Here is a 14,461-nt window from a genome sequence, read left to right on the forward strand (position 1 = left end):
CAGATTCTATTGTTTTAAAAAATTAGATAAATAAAAGCGATGGCAATTTTCCCCATCGTATGTATTAAAAGTCCAGATGTTGATCTGACTTTCATCGCTCTTTGAATATTTGTTTTCTCATTAATCCAGTTGAATAACGACTCTATAGGTTGTCTGATTTTGGATACTGCGGTTGAGAACAGATCTCGACGTGCTTTTTCTCTTTGTGTAATTACAGACTCTTCGCCTTTGATTGCCTTAACAGGAGTTAGCATGCATACTCCTTGGCTCTTCTGTTTTTCTGTCCAATATGGGAAGTCCGAGTAGATTTTGTCTGCAAAGATATTCCTGTCCGTAAGAGTGTCTGCTGCTTCTGTTTTGAGCACTGTCAAATCGTTTTCTGCAGCAGAGGATATCATTAGCATTTCAGGGAATGGTAATGTTCCGTCTCTTCTAAAAGCCAATGCGTGGAGTTTGAGTCCAAAGTAATACATATTCTTTGTAGAGCAGTATCCTTTGGTTGCGATCTGGGTGGCGACTTTTCCTGTTTTATTCTTTCCCCCACAAGTGATAATGGGCATAGAGTCAATGATGGATGTCATAGTGTCACAATCAGCTGGTTTAAAGGAATTAATGAGATGCTTTACAAGGTGGTTAATAGCTTCACTCATCAGGTTCAATCGATAATTGAAGGTCTGATAAGAAAGTAATTTAGGAAACCATGAAAGCAAATATTCTTTAGTGAATGTATGTATCTCTTTAATGGTGAAATATCGCTGATAGGCTCCGCAAAACAGATAGGCAGTAAGCAATTCCTGGTCCGTAAAGGTCGGATTTGCATTATTACTGAATCTCTGGCAGTAGAACTTCAGTGAAGACTCATAAACATCGCAGATATACATATATATTTTTATAAGTTTTAATTCTTTCTCCTTGGGAATCATAATTAGAAAAATGAGTGGTTTTATTCTTCTAATATGCTGATTTCCAAGTAGATGTGGAAATTTTTAATGAGATAATTAACTGAATAACAGCGTTTTAACTAACTGAATCAGAAAGTGATTTCAACTACTGATTCGCATTAATAAATAAGATTTTGAATACTTTTAAATTACATTATGGTATATCCGAAATAGATGTTTTACAGTGGGAAAAGTTACTTGAGGATTCTTCTGTTGCCTCTTTTTTTCAAGCCCCATCTTGTTATCGCTTCTATGATTCATTATCATTTTTAAAACCGTTTGTGTTTGGTGTATCTGAAGATGGAAGCTTGAAGGGAATTATGTGTGGATATATCATTGCTGATGGTGGAAGATTAAAACGATTTTTTAGTCGGAGAGCGATTATTCCAGGGGGAGCTTTGTTGGCAGATAATATATCAAATGAAGCATTGTTTCTTTTGCTAAAACAGACTAAGACTTATTTGGAAGGAAAAGCGATTTATATAGAATTACGGAATTATAACAATTATATATCTTATCGTGAGTGCTTTGAAAAGGTAGGGTTTAGTTATCAAGCTCATTTAAATTTTCATGTTGAAACGCTGGATGCAGAAAGTGCTTTAAAACAGTTAAGTAGTACTAAACGTCGTGACATAAAACTCTCGAAAAAGGAAGGAGCTGAGATTATAGAGATAAAAGAAGAAAAAGATTTAAAAGAATATTATGATATATTAAAAGACTTATATGAAACTAAAATAAAGACGTCTTTATTCCCATATGAGTTTTTTGAAAAATTGGGAAAACTTCCGGAAGGGAAAATATTTGGAATAAAATATCAGGAAAATATAATAGGGGGGAGTGTGTGCGTGCTGTTAAAAAATAAAACTGTTTACGAGTGGTTTGTTTGTGGCTTGGATGGGAAGTTTAAGAATATATATCCTTCTACACTGGCAACATGGGCTGATATAGAATATGCGGCTGAAAATAACTTCAAATATTTTGACATGATGGGTGCTGGAAAGCCAGATGAAGGATATGGTGTTAGAGAATTTAAGGCTAAATTTGGAGGAGAACTAGTTGAGCACGGACGTTTTTTATACATAACAAAACCTTTTATGTATAAAATAGGAAAGAAAGCTATAATGTTAATAAAAAGGAATTAGACCATGAATATTTTAATTGATATTGCTCATCCGGCGCATGTGCATCTAACAAAGAATGTTTATTTTGACTTGATTAAGGGTGGACATGATGTGACGGTAACTATAAAAGATATTCCCTCTGCGATATTCTTATTACAAAAATATAATATCCCTTTTGTCTTTCTGGGGAAAATGAGTGATTCTTTGTTTAGAAAGGCATTCATGCAGTTAAAGTATAATTTTAAATTAGCTAGATTAATAAGAAAGAAGAGAATAGATATTGGATTCTGTTCTTCTTTAACAGTAGCACAAGTTTCGAAAATGACAAAAATGGATTCCCTAATCCTTGATGATGATGATGATGATATAGAGCCGTTGTTTGTAAAATATGGGCATTCATGTGCTGATGTTGTTTTATCACCTGATTGTGTTCGGCGTGCTACACCCAAAGCTATATTTTATGCTGGCTATCATGAATTAGCGTATTTGCATCCTAAGCGTTTTGTACCAGACCCCAATGTTTTGAAGGAAATAGGGATAGAAGAAGGAGAAACTTTTTTTGTAGTTCGGTTTAACGCATTTAAGGCACATCATGATGTTGGTGCTCAGGGGCTTTCTTTACAAAATAAAGAAAAGTTGATAAGGTCTTTAGAGAAAAAAGGAAAGGTCTTTATTACTACAGAAAGAGATATAGAACCCGAATTCCAAAAGTATCAACTAAAGCTTTCTTCAGAGAAGATACATTCTTTACTTTACTATGCAACAATGTTGATAGGTGATAGTCAAACGATGACGACGGAAGCAGCTGTTCTGGGAACACCTGCTATTCGTTGTAATTCTTTTGCAGGAAGAATATCTGTTTTTGAAGAAGAAGAGCATGTTTATCAATTAGTATATAGTTTTTTACCTTCTGAGTTTGATAATGTGATGAAAAAGGTAGAGGAAATACTATCTTATTCGGATATAAAAGGATTATGGGCCGAGCGCCGTCAGAAATTTTTGCTTGATAAGATAGATGTAACAGCTTTTTTTACCTGGTTCATAGAGAACTATCCGGAGAGCAAAAAAATCATGCAAGAAAATCCTGACTATCAATATAATTTCAGATGATAAAAATATTAACCATAATAGGAGCACGCCCACAGATTATTAAAGCTGCCGCATTGTCACGTGTAATCCAGAATAAGTTTTCGAATAAGATAGAGGAAAAAATACTTCATACAGGTCAGCACTATGATACCAATATGTCAGCAGTATTTTTTGAAGAAATGAATATTCCACAACCTCACTTTAATCTTAATATAGGTTCGGGAAGCCATGGAGAGCAGACAGCTAAGATGATAGCAGGAATTGAAGATGTATTATTAAATGAAAAATTTAATGCAATCGTATTATTTGGTGATACTAACTCTACTTTAGCTGGGGCTATTGCTGCTTCAAAAGTTCATATTCCAATTATTCATATTGAGGCCGGATTGCGTTCTTTTAACATGGCTATGCCTGAAGAGATAAATCGTATTGTCTGTGACCAATTATCTACCTTGTTATTTGCTCCTACCGAAACAGCCATAGAAAATTTAAAAAACGAAGGTTTTTGCGATTCAAAAGCAAAATTTGCAGACGGAAGAAAACGTGAAGTTTTTAACTCTGGCGATATTATGTATGATAATTCGTTATATTATGCATCTATTGCTCCAACGAAAACAGATATAATAAATAAACTGGATTTGCAAGGTGAAAAATATATTTTAGCAACAATCCACAGAAATAATAATACGGATGATCCACATCGGTTAAAAGCTATTTTTGATGCGTTGATTAATATTGCAGAAACAAATGATATATTGATTGTATTGCCAATTCACCCTCGTACTAAAAAGATTTTGGAACAGGTGAATAATGCAGATATAGCCCAACGGATAAACAATTGCTCCAAGATAAAAATGATTCCACCAGCATCGTTTTTTGAAATTATAGAATTAGAAAAAAATGCACAAATTGTAATGACAGATTCGGGAGGAGTGCAGAAAGAAGCTTATTTTTTTAAGAAACCATGTGTTATACTTCGTCCGGAAACAGAATGGGTCGAGATTATTCAGCAAAACGCAGGTATAGTAACTGATGCAGATACAACGAGAATAGTAAATGCTTATAATGCTTTGACAAATAGGGATATAAAATATGCTCCTGTTTTTGGTGATGGGAATGCTGCAGAATATATCCTAAATAAAATAATTGAAGTATTCGAATGAAAGATTTTACATTATCAGCATATAGGAATTTATTAATAGCCTTAAAAGAAAAAGGATACTTTTTTTTTACCTTTGAAGATTGGTGTGAGGGAAAAGCTAACGGTAAGTATATTATCTTACGTCATGATGTTGATTTAAAAGTAGAAAATTCTTTTGAAACAGCTAAAATAGAAAATTCTTTGAATATTCGTGCTACCTATTATTTCCGAATTGTACCACAAAGTAATAAGCCAGAGTATATTCGTAAAATAGCAGAATTGGGACATGAAATTGCTTACCATTACGAAGATTTGGCCATTACTCAAGGAAATGTAGATGAAGGAATGAAACATTTTGAGAAGCAGTTGCAGTATTTTAGACAGTTCTATCCAGTTGTTACTGTTTGTATGCACGGAAGTCCTACTTCTAAATATGATAACCGCACTCTCTGGACGAAATATAGCTACAAAGATTATGGGATAATCGGGGAGCCATATTTCGATTTTTTGAATGAGGAGAAGGGAGGAAATGTGTTGTACTTTACTGATACGGCCCGCATGTGGGATGGTGATAAATATAATGTGCGCGATAAAAGGATAGATTCATCGAAGTCAGTTCAACCTATAATTCATACCACATTTGATTTTATTGATTGGATTGAAAAATCAGATAACCAGTTGCCGATTATGATTACTACGCATCCGCAGCGATGGACGGATAATAAACTCGAATGGACAGTAGAACTGTTTTCCCAATCAATAAAAAATAAGATAAAGCAATTGTTTTTCGCTAATAAATAAGTGCTTACATGGGCTTCTATTTAAGTGTTTTGTCGGATAAGGTATGCGTCTGAATTCATTGTCAATTATCAATTATAAGAATATTGAAGAGGCAGATTTGACTTTTTCTCCCAAGATAAATTGCTTTATAGGCAATAATGGGATGGGGAAAACGAATTTGCTTGATGCTATCTACTACCTTTCTTTTTGTAAAAGCTATTCTAATTCGATTGATTCTCAAAATATTAGGCATGATGCTGATTTTTTTGTTATTCAGGGAAAATATGATGTTGACGGTGCTGCGGAGGATATTTATTGTGGGATGAAGCGTAGGCAGAAGAAGCAGTTCAGGCGTAATAAAAAAGACTACGAACGACTGTCTGACCATATTGGGCTACTCCCTTTAGTGCTTGTGTCGCCTGACGATTCAATACTGATAGGTGAGGGGAGTGACGAGCGTCGTAAGTTTGTTGATGGGGTAATCTCGCAGTACGACAAAAATTATCTACATCAGTTGCTACAATATAATAATGCTTTGAAACAAAGAAATGCGTTGTTGAAATTGGAAAATCCGGTGGATGATTCGCTTTTTGAAATATGGGAGGAGCAGATGGTGCTTCATGGCGCTTATATTAATGCCAGGCGGAGAGAGTTTGTTGATGAGTTTATTCCTATATTTCAGGATTTTTATTCTTTTATTTCCGAAGATAACGAGCAGGTTAGCTTAAGCTATATTTCGCAGTTTGATAAATACGATGTGAGCAGGCATATAGTCGAAACCCGCGCGCGCGACTTAGTTTTGGGTTACTCTACCTGTGGAATCCATAAGGATGATTTGGAAATGTTGCTCACCGGCTATCCGATAAAGCGTGTGGGGTCGCAGGGGCAGAACAAAACTTACCTGATATCGTTGAAACTGGCTCAATTTGATTTCCTTAAACGTGTTCATAAAAAAAATCCGCTACTTTTGTTGGATGATATTTTTGACAAACTGGACTCTGACCGGGTGCGAAAAATAGTAGAATTGGTTTCAAAGGATTCTTTCGGACAAATTTTCATAACAGACACTAACCGTAAACATCTGGATCAGATATTACTACAATTAGGACAGGAAAGCTCCATCTTCGAAGTGAAAAATGGTAAAATAATGCAATAGTTTTTGATGCGTGTTTTTATTCAGTTGTATCTTTTTTGTTAATACTTGCCTTTGATACTTTTCTTTTTACGTTTTATTTGTTTAGTGTGAATTTTCTTTTTGGAAAATTTTCTCGCCGCCTGTATTTTTTAATTACATGTAAATTAGATGTTTGTAATTTTTTTTGGAAAACTTTGAACATTGTTGATAAGTTTGTTGTTTACTGTATTGTCGGTGAATGATATTTTATATAACATTGTACTTCGTTTTTCGAAGATGCATTTCTTGATATAAGGTTTTGATAATTAATCTAATTTACATAATATAAAAAAAGAATAATCTGATGGAAAAAAAAGCTGTTTCTCCGGAAGAAGTCCAAAAGGCTACTTTGGATTATTTCAAAGGTGACGATTTAGCTGCAAAGGTATGGGCTACAAAATATGCTTTGAAAGACTCATTTGGCAATACGTATGAGAAAAATCCGGACGACATGCATCGTCGTTTGGCAAAGGAGATTGCTAAAATTGAAAAAAAATATCCAAATGCTTTAAGTGAGAATGAGCTTTTTGAATTGTTCCGCAACTTCAAATACATAGTTCCGCAAGGTGGCCCTATGACGGGTATTGGGAACGAATATCAGATTGCATCTCTTTCAAACTGTTTTGTGATAGGATTTGATGCAAATTCGGATTCTTATGGAGCAATTATTAAGATTGACGAAGAGCAGGTTCAGTTGATGAAGCGTCGCGGAGGAGTTGGGCACGACCTTTCGCATATCCGCCCTAAGGGGTCGCCGGTGAAAAACTCGGCTTTGACTTCAACCGGTATTGTGCCGTTTATGGAGCGTTATTCAAACTCTACGCGCGAGGTAGCTCAAGATGGGCGTCGCGGAGCTTTGATGCTGTCGGTGTCGATAAAGCACCCTGATTCAGAGTCGTTTATTGATGCTAAAATGGAATCGGGTAAGGTAACGGGTGCTAATGTGTCTGTTAAGATTGACGATGATTTTATGGATGCGGCCATCAACAATAAGGAGTATATGCAGCAGTATCCTATTTACTCGGATAACCCTACCAATAAGAAGGAAATCAATGCAAATGCCCTTTGGAAAAAAATAGTGCATAACGCATGGCAATCGGCAGAGCCGGGCATCCTGTTTTGGGATACGATAATTCGCGAGTCGGTGCCCGATTGTTATGCCGACTTGGGATTCCGTACGGTTTCGACCAATCCGTGTGGCGAAATTCCGCTTTGTCCGTATGATAGCTGCCGGTTAATAGCCATTAACTTATACTCGTACGTGAAAAACCCTTTCACACCACAGGCTGAGTTCGATTTTGATTTGTATCAGAAGCATGTGGGTTATGCACAGCGTATAATGGACGATATTATCGACCTTGAGATGGAAAAGATAGATATGATTATCGAAAAGATAGAATCGGATCCGGAAGATAATGAAATTAAGAATACTGAGTATCAACTTTGGGAAAAAATCAGATATAAAACATTACAGGGTCGCCGTACCGGAGTAGGTACTACAGCCGAGGGTGATATGCTTGCTGCTTTGGGGCTTCGTTACGGTACGGATGAGGCAACTGACTTTTCGGAAAAAGTGCATCGTGCTACGGCATTGGCAGCTTACCGTTCGTCGGTAGTTATGGCTAAAGAGCGCGGGGCTTTTGCTGTGTTCGACGCCGAGCGCGAGAAAAATAATCCTTTCATAAACCGCCTGCGTGAAGCTGATCCGAAACTGTACGAAGATATGGTGAAGTACGGACGACGTAACATTGCGTGTCTGACAATTGCTCCTACCGGAACTACCAGTATTATGACCCAGACTACATCGGGTATTGAACCGGTTTTTAAACCTGTGTATATGCGCCGGCGTAAGGTTAATCCTAATGACAAGGATGTGCGTGTTGATTTTGTAGATGAAAATGGCGACTCGTGGGAAGAATATATCGTATTCCATCATAAGTTTGTTACATGGATGGAGGCGAATGGCTACGATGCCTCAATGCATTATACCAAAGAGGAAATAGATGAGCTGGTTCAAAAATCTCCTTACTATAAGGCTACGGCCAACGATGTGGATTGGCTGAAAAAAGTGCAGATGCAAGGCCGTATCCAAAAATGGGTAGACCACTCGATAAGCGTCACCATAAACCTACCGAATGATGCGTCGGAAGAATTGGTAGGGCAACTTTACGAAGAGGCATGGAGAAGCGGCTGTAAGGGGGTAACGGTATATCGTGATGGTTCGCGCGCCGGTGTATTGGTCGAAGTGAAAGAGGAGAAAAAAGAGAGCGACGAAAAAGAACATTGTTTCTGTTATAACGAAACCCAACTGAAACGTCCTAAAGAATTGGAGTGTGAAGTAGTCCGTTTTCAAAATGCAAAAGATAAATGGATTGCGTTTGTAGGCTTGCTGGATGGGCGTCCTTACGAAATTTTCACCGGACTGTCGGATGATGACGAAGGTATTTTGCTTCCGAAATCGGTAACAAGTGGGAAAATCATCAAGGTGGTTGACGAAGATGGAAATAAACGGTATGACTTCCAGTTCTCGAACAAGCGTGGCTTTAAAACTACGGTAGAGGGACTGTCTCATAAATTTGATAAAGAGTTCTGGAACTATGCGAAACTCATTTCGGGCGTATTGCGTTACGGTATGCCTATCGATCAGGTGATAAAACTTGTATCGGGGCTTCAGTTGGACAGCGAATCTATCAATACGTGGAAAAATGGGGTTGAACGTGCATTGAAAAAATATATTCCTGACGGAAAACCGAGCGACCAGCTATGTCCGCACTGTAAAGAGGGCAACCTTATATATCAGGAGGGATGCTTGCGTTGCGAGTCGTGCGGATATTCCCGCTGCGGATAAAATATGGTGGATGCGATATCCGTAAAATATAAAACATGCAAAATAATGAGTTTTGCATGTTTTTTTTGTTATTTTAGCGGGCTGAAATAGAATGTAGTTAACAAATAAATATTAAGTTGTATATGAAGAAGTTTATTTTCGTTTTTATTAGTCTTTTTGTATTGAACGCGTGCGAACAAATTCAGAAAACATTTGATAATGTGGCAGGATTGAAAGAAGCATTAACCATAGGCTCAAAAACCGCTTCGACCCTTTTGGGTACAGAAAATGGTTATCTGCTTGATAGTGCCGTTAAAATTTTGCTGCCGGAGCAAGCTCAAACTGCTCTGAACGCAATTAAAACAGTACAAGGATATACCAGTAATCCCGCTGTTTCGGGTTTGATAAAGGCTGTAGGGTTGGATATACCTACTGATTTTAGCGAAGTTTTGACTACTGCTATCAATCGCTCGGCCGAGGACGCTGCTCCTAAAGCTGCGGGTATTTTTGCCAATACCATTAAAAATATTAATATCCTTGATGCGGCAAGCCTTTTGTTTTCTCCTAATAAGACGGCGGCTACCGATTATCTGGAAAAAAACACATACTCCGATTTGCAAGGCACTTTTGGTAGTGTAATAAGCGAGTCGCTTAGTAAAATAGCTGTAGGTATTGGTGGTTCGTCGTCATCGTCGCCGGCTAAAAGTGCTACAGCAAGCTTGAATGTGTTGGAAGCGTGGGATTATTTTACTACTCAGAACAATAATGTAGTAAGTTACTTAGACAATAATCCGTTAATAAAAACTGTTGTAGTAGCACTTGTACCCGAAGCGGCAAATATCAAAACGATAGAAACCGACCTTGGTGCTTATGTTACAGGAAAAGCATTGGACGGATTATTCCTTAAAGTGGGAGAGCAGGAAACAAAAATCAGAACAGACGCAAGTGCCCGCACAAGCGAATTGTTGCAAGATGTATTCGGACAATTGGATAATTAAGGTTTCGGTTTTTAATCTGAAATGATAAAAAGAAGGCTGCTAAATTTCTGAAATTTAGCAGCCTTTAAAATTTTGTAAATTGTTAATGCTCGATTATGCCGGGTGAATTGCCTCTGAAGGACAAACATCTGCGCAAGTTCCACAATCAGTACATACATCAGCATCGATAACATAAATATCGCCTTCTGAAATTGCATCAACAGGACACTCGCTTATACAAGAACCGCAAGCAATACAATCTTCTGTAATTACGTAAGCCATTTTGAAATTTAAATTTGTTTGTTAATACTAATTAGTGTCGCAAATTTATAACAAAAATCTGCGTTCGCAAAAACTTTTCCTGTTTTTTGCCTATTATTTTATGAATAAGAGAGAGTATTATAAATGTTTGTCTGTTTTTATTCTCGATATTCCCTGTATCCCTCTTTTTTGACCCCTCCAATCAGTTGGTTGCAAACGTAGATGTCAACAGCGTGCCGTTTGAAGTTTTCCCATCTTTCTTTGTTTTTTGTAGAAGAGAATGAGACGTAATCTATTTTTTGTAAAAAAAAGCTCTTTCTGCTTTTTGGGCTGATATCCTTTTAGTTAATAATACAACAAAAATTATAAGATTTTTGTTTTCGTCACCCTCGGTTTAAAATAATTGATTGTTTTATATTACTTTTGTCTTCTGAATTTGTTAAAGTTGATGATATTATGGAGCCAGTTTCTTCTTTCTACCGTTTTGCCAGTGAGTTTGCATTATACACTAATCGAAGTATTTTTTTGACAGGAAAAGCCGGAACGGGCAAAACTACTTTCCTGCACAGGTTAAAAGAAGAAACAAAAAAGCAGATGGCTGTGGTAGCACCTACCGGAGTAGCTGCCATTAATGCCGGTGGTACTACCATGCACTCGTTTTTTCAGCTTCCTTTTGCCCCTTTTATACCCACCCCCGAAGGCAGGAAAGAACTGATAGGAAAGGTGCATATGCACGGCTTCCGCCGAAAGGTGTTGCAGGAGCTCGAACTGCTTGTTATTGATGAGATAAGTATGGTGCGTGCCGATGTACTTGATGCGGTTGACACTATTCTGCGCCATTTTCGCTACCGTTACAACGAGCCGTTTGGAGGTGTGCAGTTGATATTTATTGGTGATATGTTTCAGCTCTCTCCCGTAACTACTGAGGCCGAGTGGAAACTGCTGTCGGAGCATTATCCAAGTCCTTATTTCTTCGATAGTCAGGTTATAGGATTGCAGCCTCCGCTTTATATCGAGTTGGACAAAATATACCGCCAGTCGAATGCCGATTTTATCCGTGTTCTGAACGAGGTGCGGAATAATTGCCTGTCGGCAGACGGGCTGAAGCTGCTGCAAAGCCGGTATAATCCGAGGTTTCGGCCTTCTCAGGATGATACGTACATAACTCTTACTACGCATAACTACAAAGCCGATAGTATAAATACAGTAGAGCTAAAGAAACTACGCGGCAAGACTTACACCTTTGAGGCAGAGGTGAAAGGAGAATATCCTGAGAAAATATATCCTACCGACAAGTCGCTTGAGCTTAAAATAGGGGCTAAAGTGATGTTTATAAAAAACGATGCTGAAACCCCGCGTCGTTATTATAATGGCAAAATAGGTGTGATAGAGGATATAAACAAGGAAGATGGCATATTGATAAAATGTCCTGAAGATGATGAACTTATCAGCTTGCATCGTGATGTGTGGCGTAATATCCGCTATAATGCAAACCCGAATACCAAGCAAATAGAGGAGGAGGAGCTGGGCGAATTTATTCAATATCCGCTCCGGCTGGCATGGGCTATAACGATACACAAGAGCCAGGGATTGACTTTTGATAAGGCTGTGATTGATGCCGGCGATGCTTTTGTGTCGGGGCAGGTGTATGTTGCCCTGAGCCGCTGTCGTTCGCTGGAAGGGATGGTGCTGCTTAGTAAAATAAATCCACACTCTATTCAGAACGACTCGAAGATTCTGAATTACGAGCAGAATAAGCTACATGAGAACATCTTGGAAAAACAGCTCGAAGAATCTAAAAGACTGTATCGCAGGTTTGTTTTACATTCGTTGTTTGAGTTTTCCAATCTCGAAGGGCAGGCATTGTACCTGCTGAATACTACGAGGGAGCTGGAATCGTGGTTTAATGAGGAAACGATACCTTATTTACAAAGTATCTTACAGCAGATAAAAGAAGTGCGCGAAGTTGCGATTAAATTCCAGTCGCAGCTTCAAAAAATTCAGAATGAAAGTCCGGTCGACGAAGGCTTTATGCAAAGCCGTATAAACTCGGCATCAAAGTTTTTTATAGAAAAACTGGATGAGCTTCTGGTGTTCTTAAATGACTGCCCTGTGGTTTGCGAAGGTAAAAAGCATGCGAACGAATTTAATGATTCCATGAAAACATTATTTGCTAATGTGTCTCAAAAGTGCTTTTTACTGGATGGGTTGAAAGACGAGTTTGGAGTAGAGGATTATTTTATCCTTAAAAACACCTTTATTGTACCTGAGTTCGAAATTGATTCTTATACTAAAAATGCTCCTGTGAAATCCTCCACGGGCACATATCACCCTGAGTTATACAAGAATCTGACTTTGCTCAGAAATGAATTGTGCGAGCGGTATGATGTTGCGCCCCACCAGATAGCCCGAGCAAAAACACTGATAGAAATATCAAATTTCCTTCCATTGACAGAGAAAGAGTTGCTGCAAATAAAGAGTTTCGGGCCGACTAAGGTGCAGAAATATGGCAGTGAGTTTCTGAATGTGCTTCAAGCGTATTGCAGTGAGAATAATCTGACTTCGCAAATGTACAAGAAAGAGGCAAGTAAGCCGAGAAAATCAAAAAAGACTACAGAAAAGAAATCTAAACCAATAAAGGTTGACAGCAAGCAGGTGACTTTGGACTTGTATCTGCATGGGAAAAATATAAATGAAATAGCAGAGGAGCGTGGGCTGGCCATATCTACTATTGTAACGCATTTGATAGATTTTATTGATTTTGAAGTAAATGTCCGTGACTTTATTTCGGACGAAAGATTCGAAGAGACCCTGAAAATTGTGGAAAAGGCGGAGAAAAAGAAACAGTCGTTTTATGTTAAGTTAAAAGATTTCCTTTCTCCGGTAGAGTTGCAATTCTTCATGGCATGGCGGCGGAGGCAGTTTGCGCAAAAATAAGGTTTTTATCTAATAAAGAAAAGAGAATCAATCACTTTGGCTGGTTTTATTTTGCACGGGTTTTCTATTTGGATACTTTAATGTCAATTATGACCTTTATTCTATCATTTTTATTATCTTTGCACCCCGTATGCCTGAATGTAATGTGAATCATTCAGGTATTCATCACATTAAAAAATAATAAGTTAATATAATGAAAGCATTTGTTTTTCCCGGTCAGGGAGCCCAATTCGTAGGGATGGGTAAAGATTTATACGAGCAATCAGAATTAGCAAGGAATTATTTTGAGAAAGCTAATGAAATATTAGGTTTCCGCATTACAGATTTAATGTTCGATGGAACGGCCGAAGACCTACGCCAAACTAAAGTGACTCAGCCCGCTGTGTTCCTTCATTCGGTAATCTCAGCTTTTGTATTGGGAAATGAGTTTGACCCTGATATGGTGGCAGGACATTCGCTTGGTGAATTTTCGGCATTGGTTGCGGCCAAAGCGCTTACTTTCGAAGACGGGTTAATCCTTGTATCGAAACGTGCAATGGCAATGCAAAAAGCATGTGAAATTGAGGAATCGACTATGGCAGCTGTGCTTGGTTTGCCCGACGAAGTGGTTGAAGAGGTTTGCGATGGTATCAGCGGTAATATCGTGGTTCCTGCAAACTATAATTGTCCGGGACAAATTGTGATTTCGGGAGATATAGCAGGTGTAGACAAGGCTTGTGAGCAACTGAAAGAAAAAGGCGCAAAGCGTGCTTTGAGATTAAATGTAGGTGGTGCATTCCACTCGCCCCTGATGCGTCCGGCTGCAGAAGAATTGCAATCGGCTATCAATGAGACTGTTTTTAATAAACCGATTTGCCCTATTTATCAAAACGTAAATGCTTATCCTCAGACTGAGCCCGAAGCAATTAAAGAAAACCTGATAGCACAACTAACAGCACCTGTAAGATGGACACAAACGGTAAAGAATATGATTACCGACGGAGCTACTGAATTTATCGAATTAGGACCAGGCGATGTGCTGAAAGGCTTAATCAAAAAAGTAAATCCTGACGTAGTAGTAAGGTAATCCGCTTTTAGAAAAACGATTTAGAATTGAAATATAAAAAAGATGCGAAGAATAGATTTTCTTTGTGTCTTTTTTGTATTTTTGTGGTTCTGTTTTTTTGGGAAGCAGGATTATAAAACTGGAATTTATAAGCGCAAGACAAAATAA

The 14,461-nt window shown here is 38.0% G+C and carries 11 protein-coding genes; 9 read left to right on the forward strand and 2 right to left on the reverse strand.

What is annotated here, in order from left to right:
- Positions 1-14 precede the first annotated feature (14 nt).
- Complete coding sequence (locus tag D0T49_RS03120; protein WP_163629180.1) at positions 15-881, reverse strand: transposase; 867 nt, start codon at positions 879-881, stop codon at positions 15-17.
- Between the two features lie 194 nt (positions 882-1,075).
- On the opposite strand from D0T49_RS03120, the gene D0T49_RS03125 reads away from it, so the two are divergent.
- From D0T49_RS03125 to D0T49_RS03155, 7 genes are all read left to right on the forward strand, one after another.
- Positions 1,076-2,083, forward strand: coding sequence for a peptidoglycan bridge formation glycyltransferase FemA/FemB family protein (locus D0T49_RS03125; RefSeq protein WP_163629130.1), 1,008 nt, complete (start codon positions 1,076-1,078; stop codon positions 2,081-2,083).
- Between the two features lie 3 nt (positions 2,084-2,086).
- On the forward strand, positions 2,087-3,172 hold the full coding sequence (locus D0T49_RS03130) for a DUF354 domain-containing protein (RefSeq protein ID WP_163629131.1): 1,086 nt from the start codon (positions 2,087-2,089) through the stop codon (positions 3,170-3,172).
- Positions 3,169-4,314 (forward strand): non-hydrolyzing UDP-N-acetylglucosamine 2-epimerase, encoded by a 1,146-nt coding sequence (gene wecB / locus D0T49_RS03135; RefSeq protein WP_163629132.1) that lies wholly within the window; start codon positions 3,169-3,171, stop codon positions 4,312-4,314. Before D0T49_RS03130 ends, wecB begins: the two co-directional genes overlap by 4 nt.
- Positions 4,311-5,093, forward strand: coding sequence for a hypothetical protein (locus D0T49_RS03140; RefSeq protein WP_163629133.1), 783 nt, complete (start codon positions 4,311-4,313; stop codon positions 5,091-5,093). Before wecB ends, D0T49_RS03140 begins: the two co-directional genes overlap by 4 nt.
- 43 nt (positions 5,094-5,136) lie before the next feature.
- A complete protein-coding gene (locus D0T49_RS03145) occupies positions 5,137-6,228 on the forward strand; it encodes a DNA replication/repair protein RecF (protein WP_163629134.1) in 1,092 nt (363 codons plus the stop codon).
- Between the two features lie 322 nt (positions 6,229-6,550).
- Positions 6,551-9,094 carry an adenosylcobalamin-dependent ribonucleoside-diphosphate reductase gene (locus D0T49_RS03150; RefSeq protein ID WP_163629135.1) on the forward strand — a complete coding sequence of 848 codons (2,544 nt, stop codon included), beginning with the start codon at positions 6,551-6,553 and terminating at the stop codon, positions 9,092-9,094.
- Positions 9,095-9,216: 122 nt separating this feature from the next.
- Complete coding sequence (locus D0T49_RS03155) at positions 9,217-10,071, forward strand: DUF4197 domain-containing protein (RefSeq protein WP_163629136.1); 855 nt, start codon at positions 9,217-9,219, stop codon at positions 10,069-10,071.
- Between the two features lie 93 nt (positions 10,072-10,164).
- Here the strand turns inward: D0T49_RS03155 and D0T49_RS03160 are convergent, their stop codons facing one another.
- Positions 10,165-10,332, reverse strand: coding sequence for a DUF362 domain-containing protein (locus tag D0T49_RS03160; RefSeq protein ID WP_163629137.1), 168 nt, complete (start codon positions 10,330-10,332; stop codon positions 10,165-10,167).
- Positions 10,333-10,767: 435 nt separating this feature from the next.
- Between D0T49_RS03160 and D0T49_RS03165 the strand changes: the two genes are divergently transcribed.
- Both D0T49_RS03165 and fabD read left to right on the forward strand, forming a co-directional pair.
- Positions 10,768-13,248: an HRDC domain-containing protein gene (locus tag D0T49_RS03165; RefSeq protein WP_163629138.1), complete on the forward strand. Its 2,481-nt coding sequence runs from the start codon at positions 10,768-10,770 to the stop codon at positions 13,246-13,248.
- 193 nt (positions 13,249-13,441) lie between these two features.
- A complete protein-coding gene (gene fabD / locus D0T49_RS03170) occupies positions 13,442-14,314 on the forward strand; it encodes an ACP S-malonyltransferase (protein ID WP_163629139.1) in 873 nt (290 codons plus the stop codon).
- The last annotated feature ends 147 nt before the right edge of the window (positions 14,315-14,461 follow it).

It is taken from the genome of Paludibacter sp. 221 (genome assembly GCF_010501035.1).
In the GTDB taxonomy this organism is placed as follows: Bacteria; Bacteroidota; Bacteroidia; order Bacteroidales; family Paludibacteraceae; genus QVMH01.